This window comes from Paraburkholderia sp., assembly GCF_004298475.1.
In the GTDB taxonomy this organism is placed as follows: Bacteria; Pseudomonadota; Gammaproteobacteria; order Burkholderiales; family Burkholderiaceae; genus Paraburkholderia; species Paraburkholderia denitrificans.
Window position 1 is genome coordinate 66,106 of sequence record NZ_SCRP01000015.1, and the last position, 16,996, is coordinate 83,101.

Sequence of the window (16,996 nt, forward strand, 5' to 3'; positions counted from 1 at the left end):
CGCAGAGTGCGCACAAGCGGGTCACGCGGCGCCCGAGCGCGGCGAACCGCGGGCCGAGACATCCACAAAAAGAACGGCCATTATACGCGCGGCGTTGCGGCATTTTTTTGCGAAAAACCGCTTCTGCGCAGACCTGTCGTGAGTTTTTTTCGAACCGGACCGACCCGCGCGAGTGCGCGGGCCGCCAGGAAAAAACAGGGACGATTGCGGACAGAGGGATACAGGAGGACGGCGGGCGAACGCCTAGCGCCAGGCCTCGACGATGATGCGCTTGAGGACGTGAAGCTTGCGGTGCAGGAAATGTTCCGCCCCCGGAATCACGACCACGGGCAGTTCCTGCGGGCGCGCCCATTCGAAGACGGAAAGGATCGGCACGGTGTCGTCGAGTTCGCCGTGCACGACGAGCGTGGTGCCGGGCACCGGCGCGACTTCCCAGCGGCTCGCCGCCGTGCCGACGAACACCATGCGCTCGATTGCGCCGCCCGCTTCGACGTAGCGCTTCGCGACGTGCGACAGCACGAAAGTGCCGAACGAGAAGCCTGCGAGCACGAGCGGCACGTCGGCCTGGCCCGGTTGCGCGCGCATGTACGCGATGAGTTCGAGCAGGTCGTCCTGCTCGCCGATGCCGTTGTCGTGCGTGCCCGCGCTCGCGCCGACGCCGCGGAAATTCGAGCGGTACGTCGTGTAGCCGAGCTGCACGAGCGTGCGTGCGAGCGTCTGCGCGACCTTGTTGTCCATCGTGCCGCCGAAGAGCGGATGCGGGTGCGCGACAAGCGCGATGCCGCGCACCGGCGTGCCCGCATCGGGGCGGTCGAGCGCGCATTCGATTGGTCCAGCCGGCCCGCCGATGGTGAACTTCTGGGTCTGTGCATTCATCGTGCGGCAGTCCTCAGCGGTCGATCTTCAGGCGCTCGACCACCTGGCCGTTCTGCAGATGCGAGACGACGATTTCCTCGATGTCGGTCTCGTCGACGTAGGTGTACCAGGTGCCCTCCGGGTACACGACGATCGTCGGGCCTTCTTCGCAGCGGTCGAGGCAGCCCGCCTTGTTGATGCGCACCTTCCCCGGGCCCGCCAGGCCCAGTTCCTTCACGCGCTTTTTCGCGTATTCCTGCATCGACTGGGCGCCGCAGTTCGCGCAGCTCGGGCGGTCGGCGCCGGGCTCGCGCTGGTTCAGGCAGAAAAAGACGTGGTACTTGTAGAACGAATCGGTCATGGCGTGGCGTAGCGTGGAGTGGCGAGGAGAACGCGGCGCAGGCCGCGCGGGGCGTGGCGCACGTCCGCGTGAGCCGATGCGGCAAGGGCTGGCCGGGTTTGGCCGGGTTTGGCATTCCGTGGCGTGCGGCGTAGCGGATGCCGAAGATTATAGCGAGCGCGGCAAGAACGCTCCCGCGCACGCCCCGGCTGCTCGCGCGCGGCCTTCGGCGTGCGAAGACGTCACGGCATATCGTCACGGCATATCGTCACGGTGAATCGTCACGGTGAATCGTCACGGTGAATCGGCCAGTTGCTGCGTGCCCAGCCACGCGCCGACCTGGCCCACGAAATCGTCGCTCGCCGCCGCGAGCGCACGCACGCCGCCAGCGGCATCGGGCGAACTGGCCGGCACGCGTGCGACGAACGCGCGCTGCGCGATCACCTTGCCGCCCTGAATCAGCGTCGCGCGCGCGGTGAGCACGCCGAAGCTTTCGGTCGCGCTGGCGAACACCTGCTCGAACTGATCGAGTTCGACCTTGAGCATCGGCGCCTGCACGGCATCGGCGCCCGAAAGCACCGTCGCATGCGCGCCGAGCGAGGTGCGCAGGCGCATCGTGAGCAGACGCGCGGGCGACATCGTCCAGCGGCTGTGCGCGTAGCGCCCCGTGCGCTGCGCATCGGTGCTCAGGCGATAGAGGATGCCGTCGTTGTCGAGCGGCGGCGGCGCGCTCACTTCGAGCACCTTGAGCGGCGGCAGCGCGCCCGCCGACGGCGTCATGGACACCGGCCCGAGATCGTAGCGGGTCTCGTTGAGTGCGAACGGACGGCCCGCGCAGGCCGCGACGAGCGCGGCGGCTGCGAGCGCCACGAGTGCCGTCCGGGCGGCGCGGCAAGAGAAGATCGAACGTGACATTGCAATTCCTTCTGGGTCGTGCGGGGACGCGCTTCGTGCATCGGCGGTCATACGGCTGCGCCTCGTGTTGCGCATCGTGTTACGTCGCTTTCCGCATCACTTTCCATCCGCGGCCGCGGGCCACACGAAGCCCGGCTCGCCCGGCCCCGGCTTGGGCAGCGGCGCGCCGCCGAACAGCAGGCTGGTCGGACTCGTGCTGAACGTGCCCGCCGCGCGATCCACCGAGCGCATCGCCGAGCGCACGTCGTCGGTCAGCGAATTCACGCGCGGCAGCGTGTCGTAGCCGAGGCGCGCGGACAGGTCCTCGATCGATGCGTTCATCGACTGCAGCGCCGTGCCCGCCCGCTCCGCCGCCGTGCCGGCCTTGTTCAGGTTCGTCTGGAACGGGCCGTCCGGGCGGTTCACGTTCTGGATCAACTGGTTCGTCGACTCCAGCGTGCGCTGCAGATCGGCGACCGTCGCGGGCAGGCGGCGCGTCGTCGGCTCAAGCTGCTTCGCGAGCGTGTTCGCGCTGTCGGCGGCCTGATGCAGGCTCGTGACGGCCGCCATCATCTGCTGGCGATTCGGCTCGGACAGCAGTGCATCGAGGTCGTCGGCGACGCTGTCGAGCTTGCGCACGAGCGCCTCGCCGCGCCGTTGCAACTGCTCGAGCAGGCCCGGGTGCAACGGCAGTTGCGCGACGTGCGCCTCCGAAGAATGCAGCGGCGACAGGTCCTGCCCGGTGTCGTCGAGCTGCACGAACGCAATGCCCGTCACGCCCTGCAGCGCGAGCGTGCCGAACGTCGAGCGCGTGATCGGCGCCTTCTGGTCGACGAGGATGCGGATCACGATCTGCCCCGGCTTGTGCGGATCGAAGCTGATCGAGCGCACCTTGCCGACGTCGAGACCGCGGTAGCGCACGGCCGCGTCCGGGGAGAGGCCCGTCACGTTCGAGTGCGAAATCAGGTCGTACGGCACGCGCACGACGCGGTCGGCGCTGAAGAAGAACACCACCAGTGCGATCACGACCAGCAGGCCGATCGTGAACAACCCGGCCCAGAACGCATGCGGTTTGTTTTCCATCGTCAGATTCCTTCGTTGGCGGCTGCAGCCAGCCAGGGCGCGCTGCACCGCACGGGCAACACCGCGCGCCGCGTCAGCATGGACCGCCTCCCATCGAGCCGAATGCCGGCGCGAGCGCGGCGCGCGGCAGCTTCGCGCGGCGCTCGGGCGGCAGCGCCTGCAACGCGCGCCGTCCGCGCATGCCCAGAAAATATTCGCGAATGAACGGATCGTCCACGCCCGCCACTTCTTCCACCGGCGCCGCAATCAGCACGCGCCGCTCTGCAAGCACCGCCACGCGCGTGGAGAGCGCGACCATCGCATCGAGGTCGTGCGTGACCAGCACGACCGTGAGCCCGAGCGCGCGGTGCAGCGTGCTGATCAGATCCACCACTTCGTCCGACGAGCGCGGGTCGAGCCCCGCCGTCGGTTCGTCGAGAAACAGCAGTTCGGGTTCGAGCACGATCGCGCGCGCGAGGCCCACGCGCTTGACCATGCCGCCCGAGAGCGCCGCCGGCATCTTCGACGCGTGCTTGCACGGCAGCCCCACCATCTCCAGCTTGAGCATCACGATGTCGCGCAGCAGGTCGGCGGGCACCTTGCCCAGCTCGCGCACCGGCTGGGCGATGTTGTCGAACACCGTCAGCGAAGAAAAGAGCGCGCCGTGCTGGAACAGCATGCCCGTGCGCGTGCGCATGAGGCGCATGTCTTCGGCGCCGACCGTCGCGAGATCCTCGCCAAACATGCGGATCGAGCCCGAACTCGGTTTTTCGAGGCCGAGGATCTGCCGCACGAGCGTCGTCTTGCCCGCGCCCGAGCCGCCGACGATCGTCACGATCTCGCCGCGCCGGATATCGAGATTCAGATGCTGGTGCACGATGTTGCGGCCGTAGCGCTTGGTGAGGTTGTGCACCTCGATCACCGGCTCGCCGATGGCGGGCAGCGGCAGATCGCGCACGGCCTCCTTGAGCGGCGTGCTCATGAGAGCCCCACGTTCTGGAACAGGATGGCGAAGACGGCATCGGCGAGGATGACGATCGTGATCGACGTGACGACCGACGTCGTCGTGCCCTCGCCGAGGCTTTGCGAATTCGCCTTGATGCGAAAGCCGAAGTGACAGCCGACGAGCGCAATGAGCATGCCGAACGCCACGCCCTTGCCGAGGCCGATCCACAGGTTCGCCATCGGCACGACGCTCGGCAGCGCCCGCGCGAAGTACGACATGTCGATGCCGAGCACGAGGCTCGCCGAGAGCGCGCCGCCGAGGAGCGCGATGATGTCGGTCCAGATGACGAGCAGCGGCATCGCGACGCCGAGCGCCACGACGCGCGGCAAAATCAGGCGCAGCCCGTGCGAGATGCCCATGACGCGCATGGCGTCGAGTTCCTCGGTCACGCGCATCACGCCGATCTGCGCGGTGATGGCCGAGCCCGAGCGTCCCGCCACGAGAATCGCGGCCAGCACCGGCCCGAGTTCGCGGATCACGGCGAGGCCGAGGATGTTGACGATGTACTGGTTCGCGCCGAAGAGCCGCAACTGCTGCGCCGACAGATACGACAGCACGATGCCGATCAGGAACGCGACGAGCGCCGTGATCGGCAGCGCGCGCGCACCGGCGTTGTAGATGTTCGCGGAGATCTCGATCCACGGCATGAGCTTCGGCTTGCGCAATACGAACAGCAGGTCGAGGACCACGCGCCCGAGCATGCCGATGCCGCCGTAGAGGTGATCGAGGAACGAGAAGATTCCGAGGCCGAACTGCGTGACCGGATCGATGCGGATCACCTTCTCGACCGGTTCGCGCACCGAGTCGAGCAGCGCGATCCGGTTGAAGATATCGCGCTGGGTATCGGTGAGCGCGACGAGGTCGGGCGGCAGCTTGCGCCCCCAGACGCGCCAGAGCGCCTGGCCGCCGACGTGGTCCATGCGATCGACGCGCGAAAGATCCCATTGGCCGACGTGCTCTTTGGCGAGCGCGCGCAGGCGCACTGCGGCGCCGCCCCGTTCGCGGTCGCGCGCAAGGGCGAGCGCGGTCCACTGGCCGGAGAGGCGAACGATCTTTCCGTGGGCGCCGGCCGCGATATCGAGGCCGGGCGGCGTCTCTTGAGTCAAGTTCGGCGAAATGACGGGGGAAGTTGAACGATCATTGTAGCGAACGCGCCCCCTTTCGGCGTCGCGGCGCACAGGGCCGCGCGCGCTCCTGCGGTGCGCGCCATCTACTCGCTCGCCGCCCGGCTGTAACGGTTCCGCGGCGGCGCCAGCTACTACAATACCGCTCATGAACGCGAAGCCCCCTTCCCCCGCTACTCCCGCCAGCCCGCCCGCCGACGACTGGCGCATCGACCGCGAGCGCGCCGTCAGGCTGTTCGGCCCGGCCGCCCACGACTGGCCCATCGAGATCGTCGAGGAAACCGGCTCGACCAACGCCGATCTGATGACGCGCCTGAAGGCCCTGCCGCAGCGGCGTAACGCCCTCGCGCGGCCGATCGTGCGCGTCGCCTACCTGCAGACCGCAGGCCGTGGCCGGCGCGGACGCAGTTGGGTCGCGCAACCCGGCGACGCGCTGCTGTTCTCGCTCGCCTGCGTGGTGCCGCGTCCGATCGACGGCCTCGCGGGCCTGAGTCTCGCGATCGGCTCGGCGCTGGTCGACGGCCTGCGCACGCTGCCCGTCGCCGCGCCCGGCCAGATCGCGCTCAAGTGGCCGAACGACGTGCTGCTCGAAGGCGACAAGCTGGTCGGCATCCTTGTCGAGACCGCGTGGAGCACGCCGAGCGCGACGGCGGTCGTGATCGGCATCGGCACGAACGTGCGCGGCGCCGACACGCTCGCGGCGAAAGTCCGCGCGCTGAACGCAGGCGCCGACGCGCCGCCCGTGCCGGGCACGACGCCCACGGCGCTCTCGCGCGTGTGGCCGAACGCGAACCTGACCGACACGCTCGCCGCCGAACTCAACGCCCTCGAATCCGCACTGCAACGCTTCGGCCAGTCGGGCTTCGCGCCGTTTCAGGCGCGCTGGAACGCATGCCACGCGTATGCGGGCCGCGAGGTGGCGCTGTTCGAGCAGGGTAAGGAACTGATGCGCGGCGTCGCGGTTGGCGTGGATGAGCGCGGCCAGTTGCTCGTCGATACCGCGCAGGGCCGCGAAGCCGTCGCGACCGGCGATATCTCGCTGCGGATCGCGGACGGCGGCGCATGAAGCGCGCGCCGAGTCATTCGCCGAATCAGCCGCCGCATTTGCCGCCGTACTTGCTCATCGACGCGGGCAATAGCCGGATCAAGTGGGCGCTCGCCGATGCTGCGGGCGTACTCGCGCATGCAGGCGCGGCGAGCCACGACAGCCTGCAGGACGGCGCGCAGCCGCTTCCGGGCTGGTCGAATCTGCCTGCGCCGGCCAGCGCGTGGATCTCGAATGTTGCGGGCGATACCGTCGCGCAGCGGCTCGACGCGCTCATCGAGGCGCAGTGGCCGGGCCTGCCGCGCACGGTGATTCGCGCGCGCGCGCAGCAATGCGGCGTAACCAATGACTACACGACGCCCGATGCGCTCGGCAGCGACCGCTGGGCCGGCATGATCGGCGCACGCGCTGCGTTTCCGGACGAACCGCTCCTGATTGCGACGCTCGGCACGGCTACGACGCTGGAGGCATTGCGCGGGGACGGTACGTTCGTCGGCGGACTGATCGCGCCGGGCTGGTCGCTGATGATGCGCTCGCTCGGCGAGCATACGGCGCAGTTGCCGGTGCTCAATGTGCTCGATGCGCGCGCCGCGGGCGGGCCGATGGGTGGTGAGAGCAGCGGTGAGAACAGCGGCGACAGCAGCGGTGACGGCAGTGGCGGAGCCGAAGACGCGCACCACGCCCTGCCGTTCGCCACCGATACGAAGCGCTCGATCGCGGCGGGCTGTGCGCTCGCGCAGGCGGCGCTGATCGAGCGCGCGTGGGCGGATCTGGAGCACGCGTGGCATACCCCGGTGCGGCTGGTGGTGAGCGGCGGCGCGGCCGCCGTTGTGACAGCGGCGCTCAAGGTGCCGCATACTCGTCACGATGCGCTTGTGCTCGCGGGCCTCGCGCTGATCGCGGCGCAAGCCTGAGCGCCGGGCCGCGAAAGGCACGAGCGAAAGGCACAAGCGAAGGAAAAAGCAAAGAAACACGAGCGCCGCGCACAAGACGCGCGGCGCGCAGATTAACGACATCGACGGAGCCTCACACGATGCTGCGCTGGCTGATCGCCATCCTGATTCTTGCCAACCTCGCCGCGTTTGCGGCCATTTCCGGCGTATTCGGCCCGACGCCCGCTTCGGGCATGCGCGTGAGCCATCCGCTGAACCGGCAGATCCATCCCGAACGGCTCACCGTGCGGCCGATCCTGCCGTCCGAATCGGTCGACGTGCCGCTGGTGGGCGGCCCCATTGCAGAACCGCCCGTGGAGGCCTCTTCACTTGCGCAGTGAGCGCTTGCGGCAGACATGCACGACGCGTGCGGCGCTCAGTCTTGCTGCGCGCGCACCTTCTTGAGCAGCTTCGTCGTCGAGCGATCGTGCTCGAACGGAATCGCGAGCGCCGTTCCGCCCCAGCCGCGCACGAGCGCCGATTCGGGTAGCGCGTCCATATCGTAGTCGCCGCCCTTCACGAGCACGTCGGGACGCAGCGCCCCGATCAATTCGACCGGCGTGCGCTCGCCGAAACACACGACCCAGTCCACGCTCTCCAGCGCCGCGAGCAGCGCCATGCGATCGTTTTCCGTGTTGATCGGACGGTCGTCGCCCTTGCCGAGCATGCGCACCGACGCATCGCTGTTCACCCCGACAATCAGCGTCGCGCCCAGCGCCTTCGCGTCGGCGAGATAGGTCACGTGGCCGCGATGAAGGATGTCGAAGACGCCGTTGGTGAACACCACCGGAGCGTCGAGCGTCGGGCGCAGTTGCGCGAGCGCCTCGCGCGTCATGATCTTGCGTTCGAAGGATGCGGGCATCGAAGGAAACTCGATAAAGAAAGGCCGACGAGAAAGGCCAACGTAAATGGCCAACAAAAGCGGCCAACGGAAACGGCCCGGCGCGCTAACGCGCCGGGCCGTCGTGAATTCGCGCCGCGCGCCGGCCAGGCCGGGCTGCGGCGCATGCCCGGGCGTCAGGCGGGTTGTTGCCCCGTGCCTTGCTCCGCCTGCAGGCGCAACACCACTTCCTTGCGATAGCGGTTCAGTTCCTGCGCCGTGGTGAACGTGCGCTCGAACAGGATCGACAGGTTGTGCAGGATACGCTCGACGACCTTCTTTTCCCAGCCGTCGTCGAAGCGGATCTGCTCGTCGAGCCAGCGCTCGAGCCATTCCGGATCGGGCAGACGCGACTGCACCGTATCGCGCGGGAAGAGCGACTGGTTCACGTGCAGGTTGGTCGGGTGCAGCGGCTTGTCGGTGCGGCGCGCCGACGCCATCAGCACGCCGATCTTCGCGAACGCCGCGCGGGCTGCGTCGCCGAAGTTCGTGAGCGCCTTCTTCATGTAGCGCAGGTAGGCGCCGCCGTGGCGCGCTTCGTCGCGCGAGATGGTTTCGTAGATGGCCTTGATGACCGGCTCCGTGTGCCATTCGGCAGCGCGGCGATACCAGTGGTTCAGGCGGATTTCGCCGCAGAAATGCAGCATCAGCGTTTCGAGCGGCGGCGCCGGATCGAACTCGAAGCGCACCGCGTGCAGTTCTTCCTCGGTCGGCACGAGTTCCGGCTTGAAGCGGCGCAGGTACTCCATCAGCACGAGCGCATGCTTCTGCTCCTCGAAGAACCACACGCTCATGAACGCGGAAAAGTCGCTGTCGTCATGGTTGTCGCGCAGGAACATCTCGGTGGCCGGCAGCGCCGACCATTCCGTGATCGCGTTCATCTTGATGGTTTGGGCCTGCTCGTCGGTGAGGAGCGACGCGTCGAATGTGTCCCAGGGAATGTCCTTCTCCATGTCCCATCGGACCGATTCGAGCGATTTGTAAAGTTCCGGATAAAGCATCGTGTTCATAGTCCCGCCCCTGATCTGCGCATAACGTGCGCATGACGATTTCGTAGCGTGCCGCGCGCTGGGCTGAACAACCCGGCGCGCAGGCGAAAGCTTTCGATTTTACGCGGTAATCGGCCGTCCAGACGCGCCCGGCAGCAGGCTCGCGCCTGCCGCCGGGCGCTCCGCGATGTTCAAATGAAAGGTGCGCTGTCGGGCTTACGCGCCGAACCTGGACGCAGACGCCATTCCTGGAACCCCGCTGCCGGTGCATCCGCCGGACATCGTTCACGTCGCCTGGCTTGCCTGACACGCTTGTTTGACACCCGGCCAGCCGCTGCCGCAAACGCCATGCGACATATTGCCGCACCACTGCCATCTGTCGTGCCCGGAACACACCTGCCTTCCATTTCGACGTGGGCGCGAAGTGGGCGCGAAGTGAGCAAAAACGCGCCAAACAACGTCCAAAACAGCCGAAAAACCTTGGATCAGCATAGCACGCGGACCTTTCAGCCCCGGCGCGCGGCCTCCGGGCGGGCCGGTTCGCCACCTGCAGGAGGCTTGAGCCAGGTCAATAGCACCTCGCGCTGCGCGAGCGTGTCCTGATAGCCGAGTTCAATCAGTTCGCAGGTAAACGCCCGCTCGAACAGGAGGTAGCTCGCGAATGCGGCCCCCGAAGCGCGATTGCCGCCCACGGCGCCCAGCAGCATGCGCACCGACGCGGGCAATTCCAGCAGATGCCGCGCGGCGATCAGCTCGATGCGCTTGCGCGGTGCGATCGTCAGGACGTCGACGTGATGCCAGGCGCTCTCGGGTTCGACCGTGTGCGGCAGTTGCAGCACCACCCGGTTGATGTGCTCGAGGCGCTCGATGTCGGCGCCGAGCGAATCGAGGAACACGCTCGCGAGCACCTGCTGGCCGATCTGCGCGAGCGACGGATAGACGTCGATGTCGGGACGCGCGGCGGGCACCTCGGGCGACGGCGCGCCAGCGCCGATCACGACGATGCGCCGTGCGCCGAAGTGAATGGCGGGACTGAGCGGCGCGATCTGGCGAATCGAACCGTCGCCGAAATATTCGTGGCGGCCGTCGAGTTCGAGGCGCACGGCGGGAAACACGTACGGAATCGATGCCGACGCGAGCAGGTGCGCGGGCGTGAGCGCCACCATGCGCGCCGTGCGCTGGGCGCGGCGCCAGGCGCTGATCGGCTCGCTGGCTTGATAAAAGGTCAGATGCCGCCCCGACGAATAACTGATTGCCGTGACGGCGAGCGCGTGCAGACGGCGCTCGTCGAGCATCTGCTCGATGCGGTGAAAGCTCATCGTGCGCGCAAGCAGGTGTTCGAGCGGCCCGTTGTCGAGCAGCGTGCGCGGCATGCGGCGCGCTCCGAAGCCGAACGTGGCCCAGCCGAACGCGAGCGCCGCGAGCCAGCGCGCACCCGCTGCGGCAATGCCCGGCCAGTCCGTGCGATAGACCTGACCGGCGGTGATGTTCGACCAGACGTCGACGAGACGCGCCGCGCCCTGCGCGAAATCGTCCGCATGACTCGCGATCGACGTCGCGTTGATCGCCCCGGCCGAGGTGCCGCAGATGACCGTGAACGGCATCTCGCGGCGCTCGGGCGAGGCTTCCTGCGCCAGCTCGGCAAGGGCGCGCAGCGCACCGGCCTGGTAGGCCGCGCGTGCGCCTCCGCCCATCATCACGAGCGCAAGCCGCATGATGCCGACGCTCCCCGTGTGCGCTCTCGCGCAGGTTCAACCGTGCGCCGCGCGCCTCACTCGGGCTGCGCCGGCGCCTTCTTCGTGCCGCGCGGCGCGGACGTCTTGCCCGCGCTGCGCTTCGCTGCGGGCTTCGCGTTCGTGCTCGCCGCCGTGCCCGCCTGCGCCGCTGCCGTGGCTGCTGCTGTAGCGGCTGCTGTAGCGGCTTCCTGAGCAGCCTCGGCCGCAGCCGCGGGCTGCGTCATCGCGAACTGCGCGAGCTGATTGAATTGCGACTGGAGCATGTTCCACCATGCGGAGGCATCGAAGCCCGGCGGCGGTGCGCCGTCCGCTCCGGCAGCCTCAGCCTCAGCCGCGGGCGGCGGCTCGGGCTCGCGAGCGGCCTTCGCACTGGCGTTCGCCGACGCGTGCGGCGATGCGCTCTCCGATGACGATGACGGCGACATCTGCGACTGCGCGAACGCACCGAACGCGCGCAGCGTCGAGAGCGTGGCGCGCTGCACTTCGAGCGCCTGGATCGACGACTGCAGCATGCTCAGGTTCAGCTTGAGCCATTGCTCGACGGCGCGCAGATCGGTGATGCGCTTGTCCAGTTCTTCGATGTTGGTGAGCGGGGCCATCATGTCGGACATCATCGACAGCGACGGCCCGAAGCCCTGCGCCATGCCCGGTTCGCTGCCCGGAAACGCGCTGCCGAACGGCGTGAGGCGCATCATCCCCCACATGCGATCGAGCATTTCGGCGGGTGGGAAACCGGGAAAGCCCGGGAACGGCGGCACGGAGCCTGCTGGGTCGGTCATGCGGATCTCCTCGCACGGTTGGAGGTCAAGTGAAAACACGGTTGTCCGATCATACCCCGCAGACCGTGCCGTGCGCGATGGCTCGCGCCCGCGCGCGCCGCAGTGTCCGCCACGGACGTTGAGCAGACATCAAGCGCCGAACAGGTCGCCGGAAGGATCGCTGAACGGGTCGCCAGAAGAATCGCCGAACGGGTCGCCAAACGGATCGCCCCCGGGAAAATCCGGCGCGCGCCGCTCGCGCAGCGACTGCACGCCCTCGCGCACATCCGGGCCCGCGAAGCCCATGAATTCGAGCGCGAGCGACGTGTCGAAAGTCGGCCCCGCCATGCGCAGCCAGTTGTTGAGCGCGTACTTGGTCCAGCGCACGGCGGTCTGCGAGCCGTTCGCGAGCCGCGTTGCCACCTCGAACGCCTTCGGCAGCAGATCGCTTTCGTCCACCGCCAGCGACACGAGGCCGATGCGCTCCGCTTCCTCGCCGCTCACCGGTTCGCACAGCAGCAGGTAGTACTTCGCCTTCGCCATGCCGCACAAGAGCGGCCACACGATCGCCGCATGATCGCCCGCGGTGACGCCGAGCCGCGTATGGCCGTCGATGATGCGCGCGGTCTTCGCCGCGATCGAGATATCGGCGAGCAGGCCCGCGACGAGCCCCGCGCCCACGGCCGGGCCGTGCATCGCCGAAACGACCGGCTTGCTGCAATTGATCACGTTGTAGACGAGGTCGCGCGCCTCGCGCCACACGCGCGCGCGCACGTCGAAATGCGTGGCCATGTCCTCGACGAGCTGCAGATCGCCGCCCGCCGAAAAACCCTTGCCCTCGCCGCGGATCAGCGCAACGCGCGCATCGGGATCGCGGTCCACGTCGCGCCAGATTTGCGCGAGTTCGCGGTGCATGTCGGCGTTGGCGGTCGCAAGCCCGCTCTTGTTCGCGCCTTCGCCGCTCATCACGATTTCGACGATGCCGTGCTCGTGCCGCTGCACGCGCAGGGCGCGATAGTGTGCGTAGAAAGGATCGTTCATGCGCAGGTTCTCCTTGCTTCGGATGGCTGACGACTTTTAAGCGATGCTCATGCCGCTTCATGCGGCGGCGCGACCGCCTGGTCGATCGCACCGAAAATCGACTTGCCTGCCGCGTCGAGCATCTCGATCTTCACCGTGTCGCCGAACTTCATGAATTCCGTGCTCGCCTGCCCGTGCTCGATCGTTTCGAGGCAGCGCTTTTCGGCGATGCAGCAGTAGCCGCGCTTCGCGTCCTTGTTCGAGACCGTGCCCGAACCGACGATCGCGCCCGCGCGCAGATTGCGCGTCTTCGCCGCGTGTGCGATCAACTGGCCGAAGTGGAACACCATGTCCGTGCCCGCGTCGGGCTGGCCGACCTTCTTCCCGTTCCAGTGAACCAGCATCGGCAGATGCACGCGGCCCTCGCGCCAGTGCTCGCCGAGTTCGTCGGGCGTCACCGCGACCGGCGCGAACGACGTGGCCGGCTTGCTCTGGAAAAAGCCGAAACCCTTCGCGAGTTCGGCGGGAATCAGGTGGCGCAACGACACGTCGTTGGCGAGCGTGACGAGGCGCACCGCCTTGAGCGCGCCCTCGGGCGTGGTCCCCATCGGCACGTCGCCGGTGATCACCGCCACCTCGGCCTCGAAGTCGATGCCGAACGCTTCGGACGCGCACACGATGTCGTCGGCGGGGCCGATGAAGTCGTCGCTGCCGCCCTGGTACATGAGCGGATCGGTCCAGAATTCGGGCGGCATTTCGGCGCCGCGCGCGCGGCGCACGAGTTCGACGTGGTTCACATACGCCGAGCCGTCCGCCCATTGATAGGCGCGCGGCAGCGGCGCCATGCAGTTGCGCGCATCGAAACTGAAGCTGTTGCGCGCGCGGCCGTGGTTGAGCGCATCGTAGAGATCGAGCAGTTGCGGCGCGTAAAAGCGCCAGTCGTCGAGCACGCGTTGCAGCGTCGGCGCGATCGTGTCCGCGATGGCGGCGGTGCGCAGGTCGCGGGAAACGACGATCAGTTGGCCGTCGCGCGTGCCGTCCTTCAGCGTGGCGAGTTTCATAAAAGCGGGCGTTGTTCGTATGACGATGGAGGAAATGTATTCTACGATGGCAAATCCGCCCGGCCAAAGCGGGCCAAAGCGGCCCCGACCGCCCGGCGTGCGCCAGCGGACGCCGCCGCACCCGGCACGCACTATCGCAGCGCAACGCGCGTTGCGCATGCGTGTCCGAACCCGCCTGGCTGCACGTTCGGCACGCACGCGGGGCACATTCGGCACGCAACCCGCGCGCCGTGTCACAGTAACGTTCATCCTCAATCGCCACATTCCCGCCGATGTCGACCGCCACCGCCCCAATCCGCCCCGAGCGAACCGGCTCCGCCCAGCCGCGCAGCGCGCGCGCGTGGCGCTGGGTGGCGGTATTCATCGCGGTCGCGATCCTGCACGGGCTCGCCGTGGCGTGGTTCGAGCGGCACCGCGATGTGGCGCCGCCTGCGTCCGCCGCGCACGTGCCGGTTCAGGTTGCGCTGCTCAAGCCCGAGCGCATCGAACGCGAAGCCCATCCCGCAACAGCCGCCGCCGCGCCGAAACCGGCCACACGCCAGGCACGCCGGGCGCACCAGGCGCATCACGCGCCGCACGACGCGCATGCGCTCCATGCCTTTACACCGCCCCGGCCGCCGCGACCGCATCCCAGGGCCCCGGTCGAACCGCCCGCCTCGGGCACAGCCGCCACCGCCGCCACCACCGCCGCGCCGTCCGGCGACGCGGCGGCCAGCAGCGCGGCAGCAAGCGCCATCCCGGGCGGCAACGCGAATGCCGCGTCGGGCAACGGCAATACGCCATCGGCGCCTGCGGCGAGCGCATCGCATGGCGTGAAGTTCTCGGTCCCGCCCTCGGGCGACCTGCGGTACGACACGTTCTATAACGGCGTGCGCAACCAGCCGGGCACGATCCACTGGAAGAGCGACGCGCAGCACTACGAGATGGTGGTGTCGGTGCCGCTGCCGTTCGTGGGCACGTTGAGCTGGACGAGCCGCGGTCGTGTGGATGCATTCGGCCTCGCGCCGGACCAGTACATCGAAAGGCGCGGCCATCGCCCCTCGGACGTGACGGTCTTCAACCGCGACAACAGGCAGATCGTGTTCACGCGCACGCCGAACTCGCTCGCGTTGCCCGACGGCGCACAGGATCGCTTCAGCATGGTCATGCAGCTCGCGAGTCTCGTTCGCGGCGACCCAGGCACGTACCAGCCCGGCGTCACGCGCGCGTTCTACGTCGCCGACAACGATAGCGGCGAAGACTGGCCCGTGACGACGATCGGCGACGAAACGGTGCAGACGAACCACGGCTTCGTGACGGCGCGCCACTTCATGCGGCTGCCGCGCCGCGAAGGCGACAAGCGGCGCATCGACGTATGGCTCGCGCCGTCGCTCGACTGGCTGCCGGTGCGGCTCGTGCAGACCGAACCCAACGGCACCGAATTCGAACTGCTGTGGCGCGGGGCGCTGGCGTCGCCCGCGTCGAACGATGCAGGCAGATCCGGCAGCGCCGGGGTAGCCGACGACGCACCCAACGCCGCAGCGCCCGCCATGGGAACGGCGCCAGCCGGCACATCGGCCACGGCGCCTGGCGACACGGCGTCCGAACCATCTCCACTGCCAGCCGCGTCTGAACCGGTTGCACCTGCGCCCACCGCATCAGAACCGGTTGCGCCGCCGCCAGACAGCGAAGCGCCCACGCAGCCTTGAGTCGGTGAATCTCGCAAGCGCGCCGGGCAAAACCAGCCGGTAACACACGCTCACAAACGCGCGTCGCCAGTCGGCCCGCGCTCCGGCAAGCATGCGGGAAATAGCGCATACTCGGTTCACTGGATGCGAGCTTTATCGACCGCAACGTTCGTCATGAAGCCGCGCATCCGAAAGCACCCCGCGGCAACCCGCGCGCGGGTTGCTCCACCAGCGTGACGTTCACGCAGCACCTCGCCAACAGCCTGACTTCCTGCCCCGCAACGTGAAGGAGGAAACCATGCAAGTGAGCGTCAACGGCATCGACACGCACTACGTCCTCGACGCGCGCAGCGGCGGTCCTTCGCTCACGTTCGTGCATCAGCTCGGCGGCGATCTCACTGTGTGGGACGCGTTGGCCGGTCACTTCCGTCATCGCTACAACGTGCTGCGCTACGACGTGCGCGGTCACGGCGCGAGCGCCGTTTCGCGCGAAGCGTTCGGCTTCGCACAGCTAGCCGCCGATCTGGGCGCAATCCTCGATGCAAACGGCGTAACGACGACGCACCTCGTCGGCGTGTCGATGGGCGGCATGATCGCGCAACAGTTCGCAATCGAGTATCCGTCGCGCGTGCTCTCGCTCACGCTGTGCGACACGTCGAGCCGCACGCCACCCGAAGCGCACGCGATGTGGACCGGGCGCGCCGCGCTCGTGCGCCGTGAAGGCACGGCGGTGCTCGCGAGCGCAACGATGGAGCGCTGGTTCACGCCCGATTTCCGCCGCATGCACGGCGAAACGGTCGAGCAAATATGTGACGTTTTATTACGCACAGCTTCGGAAGGCTATGCAATGGCGTGCGAGGCGCTACGCGAATTCGACGTGCACGAGCGGCTCGCGCAACTGCGCATGCCCGCGCTCGCAGTTGCCGGGCGCTACGACAGCGGCACGCCGGTTGCGCTTACACAGGGGCTCGCCAATGCCATCGCGGGCGCGCGTTTCGAGATCCTCGACGCGGCACATCTGGCCCCGGTAGAGGAATCGCATCGATTCACGGCGTTGCTTGAAACGTTTTTGCGGCAGTCGGTCTAACAGCTACGACTGAAGCAGGCAACAGCAGGAGAAGGCGAAAAAAAAGGAGGAGTAGTACTGAAGAGCGGCTGAAAAGTGGTGATGCAGGCCCACTTGAATTCCAGAACGAACGCTCCATTTATGCCCACAAGGATGCGAGGGAGCACAGGAAAAAAGGAGTGTCGCCATGCAAATGATCTACAACAGTCAGAACTATTGCGTTGTCGAGTTCCCGCCACAAGACGGTCATGTCGTCATGAGTGCCGGCGGCTATGAAATCGTCGACAAAAACGCGCGCCGCGAGATCTTCATTGAAGGCGCGCTGGCGGCGAGTTTTCGCGAGCATGTACAAAGGCTGATCGAAGAAGAGCCGTCGCTCGACGAGGTCGACGAGTTCCTCGGACAATTCGACAGTCTCATGCAGCAACCGGTGGTGCTTCACTAACCTCGCGCACAGACGGCACTCGAGCACACGCTCAGGGAACCCCGTCCGCTTCGGCGGACGGGGTTTTGCTTTTTGGGCCCGCCGCGCATCGTGCTTCACGGGGTACTTCTCAGCGT

The 16,996-nt window shown here is 67.7% G+C and carries 18 protein-coding genes; 6 read left to right on the forward strand and 12 right to left on the reverse strand.

Features of this window, described 5'->3' with window-relative positions; genetic code table 11:
- Positions 1–243: 243 nt before the first annotated feature.
- The 6 genes from EPN59_RS08745 to EPN59_RS08770 all read right to left on the reverse strand — a co-directional run bounded on the left by EPN59_RS08745 (position 244) and on the right by EPN59_RS08770 (position 5,263).
- Positions 244–876 carry an alpha/beta fold hydrolase gene (locus tag EPN59_RS08745; RefSeq protein ID WP_293041278.1) on the reverse strand — a complete coding sequence of 211 codons (633 nt, stop codon included), beginning with the start codon at positions 874–876 and terminating at the stop codon, positions 244–246.
- Positions 877–889: 13 nt separating this feature from the next.
- Positions 890–1,216 (reverse strand): (2Fe-2S) ferredoxin domain-containing protein, encoded by a 327-nt coding sequence (locus EPN59_RS08750; protein WP_293041277.1) that lies wholly within the window; start codon positions 1,214–1,216, stop codon positions 890–892.
- A gap of 273 nt (positions 1,217–1,489) precedes the next feature.
- Positions 1,490–2,110, reverse strand: coding sequence for an ABC-type transport auxiliary lipoprotein family protein (locus EPN59_RS08755; protein ID WP_293041276.1), 621 nt, complete (start codon positions 2,108–2,110; stop codon positions 1,490–1,492).
- A gap of 96 nt (positions 2,111–2,206) precedes the next feature.
- A complete protein-coding gene (locus EPN59_RS08760) occupies positions 2,207–3,172 on the reverse strand; it encodes an MlaD family protein (RefSeq protein ID WP_293041274.1) in 966 nt (321 codons plus the stop codon).
- Between the two features lie 73 nt (positions 3,173–3,245).
- Positions 3,246–4,133 carry an ATP-binding cassette domain-containing protein gene (locus EPN59_RS08765; protein ID WP_293041273.1) on the reverse strand — a complete coding sequence of 296 codons (888 nt, stop codon included), beginning with the start codon at positions 4,131–4,133 and terminating at the stop codon, positions 3,246–3,248.
- Entirely contained in the window at positions 4,130–5,263 is a 1,134-nt protein-coding gene (locus EPN59_RS08770; RefSeq protein ID WP_293041272.1) for an ABC transporter permease, read from the reverse strand. Before EPN59_RS08770 ends, EPN59_RS08765 begins: the two co-directional genes overlap by 4 nt.
- A gap of 166 nt (positions 5,264–5,429) precedes the next feature.
- Between EPN59_RS08770 and EPN59_RS08775 the strand changes: the two genes are divergently transcribed.
- The 3 genes from EPN59_RS08775 (at position 5,430) to EPN59_RS08785 (ending at position 7,599) form a co-directional block, all read left to right on the forward strand.
- Positions 5,430–6,347 carry a biotin--[acetyl-CoA-carboxylase] ligase gene (locus EPN59_RS08775; protein ID WP_293041271.1) on the forward strand — a complete coding sequence of 306 codons (918 nt, stop codon included), beginning with the start codon at positions 5,430–5,432 and terminating at the stop codon, positions 6,345–6,347.
- Positions 6,344–7,240, forward strand: coding sequence for a type III pantothenate kinase (locus EPN59_RS08780; protein ID WP_293041270.1), 897 nt, complete (start codon positions 6,344–6,346; stop codon positions 7,238–7,240). The genes EPN59_RS08775 and EPN59_RS08780 overlap by 4 nt, the downstream gene beginning before the upstream one ends.
- 119 nt (positions 7,241–7,359) lie before the next feature.
- Positions 7,360–7,599 (forward strand): hypothetical protein, encoded by a 240-nt coding sequence (locus EPN59_RS08785; protein ID WP_293041269.1) that lies wholly within the window; start codon positions 7,360–7,362, stop codon positions 7,597–7,599.
- 35 nt (positions 7,600–7,634) lie between these two features.
- Here EPN59_RS08785 and rfaE2 read toward each other — a convergent pair whose 3' ends face one another.
- The 6 genes from rfaE2 to EPN59_RS08815 all read right to left on the reverse strand — a co-directional run bounded on the left by rfaE2 (position 7,635) and on the right by EPN59_RS08815 (position 13,702).
- Positions 7,635–8,120, reverse strand: a complete 486-nt coding sequence (gene rfaE2 / locus EPN59_RS08790; RefSeq protein WP_293045897.1) for a D-glycero-beta-D-manno-heptose 1-phosphate adenylyltransferase — start codon at positions 8,118–8,120, stop codon at positions 7,635–7,637.
- A 155-nt stretch (positions 8,121–8,275) separates the two neighbouring features.
- Complete coding sequence (locus tag EPN59_RS08795; RefSeq protein ID WP_293039264.1) at positions 8,276–9,148, reverse strand: ferritin-like domain-containing protein; 873 nt, start codon at positions 9,146–9,148, stop codon at positions 8,276–8,278.
- Between the two features lie 485 nt (positions 9,149–9,633).
- The gene (locus EPN59_RS08800) at positions 9,634–10,842 is read right to left on the reverse strand and encodes a patatin-like phospholipase family protein (protein ID WP_363928551.1); all 1,209 of its coding nucleotides are present in this window, start codon (positions 10,840–10,842) and stop codon (positions 9,634–9,636) included.
- A 56-nt stretch (positions 10,843–10,898) separates the two neighbouring features.
- A complete protein-coding gene (locus EPN59_RS08805; RefSeq protein WP_293039266.1) occupies positions 10,899–11,642 on the reverse strand; it encodes a PhaM family polyhydroxyalkanoate granule multifunctional regulatory protein in 744 nt (247 codons plus the stop codon).
- A 129-nt stretch (positions 11,643–11,771) separates the two neighbouring features.
- A complete protein-coding gene (locus tag EPN59_RS08810) occupies positions 11,772–12,662 on the reverse strand; it encodes an enoyl-CoA hydratase/isomerase family protein (RefSeq protein ID WP_293039268.1) in 891 nt (296 codons plus the stop codon).
- Positions 12,663–12,709: 47 nt separating this feature from the next.
- On the reverse strand, positions 12,710–13,702 hold the full coding sequence (locus tag EPN59_RS08815) for a fumarylacetoacetate hydrolase family protein (protein WP_293039270.1): 993 nt from the start codon (positions 13,700–13,702) through the stop codon (positions 12,710–12,712).
- 272 nt (positions 13,703–13,974) lie between these two features.
- On the opposite strand from EPN59_RS08815, the gene EPN59_RS08820 reads away from it, so the two are divergent.
- The 3 genes from EPN59_RS08820 to EPN59_RS08830 all read left to right on the forward strand — a co-directional run bounded on the left by EPN59_RS08820 (position 13,975) and on the right by EPN59_RS08830 (position 16,880).
- The gene (locus EPN59_RS08820; protein WP_293039272.1) at positions 13,975–15,390 is read left to right on the forward strand and encodes a DUF3108 domain-containing protein; all 1,416 of its coding nucleotides are present in this window, start codon (positions 13,975–13,977) and stop codon (positions 15,388–15,390) included.
- A gap of 277 nt (positions 15,391–15,667) precedes the next feature.
- Positions 15,668–16,456 (forward strand): alpha/beta fold hydrolase, encoded by a 789-nt coding sequence (locus EPN59_RS08825; protein WP_293039274.1) that lies wholly within the window; start codon positions 15,668–15,670, stop codon positions 16,454–16,456.
- A 166-nt stretch (positions 16,457–16,622) separates the two neighbouring features.
- Positions 16,623–16,880, forward strand: coding sequence for a DUF3567 domain-containing protein (locus EPN59_RS08830; protein ID WP_293039276.1), 258 nt, complete (start codon positions 16,623–16,625; stop codon positions 16,878–16,880).
- Positions 16,881–16,996: the final 116 nt, after the last annotated feature.